Below are 543 nucleotides of genomic sequence, written 5' to 3'. Positions count from 1 at the left end.
ACACCAGCGACCAGCACCCGTGGTTCCAGGAGTCCCGCAAGGACCCCGACGGCCCCTACGGCGACTTCTACATGTGGGCCGACGACGACAAGCAGTACCAGGACGCCCGCATCATCTTCGTCGACACGGAAGTGTCCAACTGGACCTTCGACCCGGTCCGCAAGCAGTACTTCTTCCACCGGTTCTTCTCCCACCAGCCGGACCTCAACTACGAGAACCCGGCCGTCCAGGAGGAGATGATCTCCGCGCTGAGGTTCTGGCTCGACCTGGGCATCGACGGTTTCCGCCTGGACGCGGTGCCCTACCTCTACGTCCAGGAGGGCACCAACTGCGAGAACCTGCCGGCCACCCACGAGTTCCTCAAACGGGTCCGGAAGGAGATCGACGCCCACTATCCGGACACGGTGCTCCTCGCCGAGGCCAACCAGTGGCCCGAGGACGTGGTCGACTACTTCGGCGACTTCCGCGCCGGCGGCGACGAATGCCATATGGCGTTCCACTTCCCGGTCATGCCACGGATCTTCATGGCCGTCCGCCGGGAGT

Annotated in this window: 1 protein-coding gene; it reads left to right on the top strand. The window is 64.5% G+C overall.

The features are described 5' to 3' along the window. The coding region (locus ACTWQJ_RS52140) for an alpha-amylase family glycosyl hydrolase (protein ID WP_443313317.1) at window positions 1-543 on the top strand (543 nt) is incomplete at both ends.

The sequence above is a fragment of the Streptomyces sp. KR55 genome (genome assembly GCF_052245645.1).
GTDB classification, from domain to species: domain Bacteria; phylum Actinomycetota; class Actinomycetes; order Streptomycetales; family Streptomycetaceae; genus Streptomyces; species Streptomyces flavusporus.
This window is presented reverse-complemented; position numbering and strand designations above follow the sequence as displayed.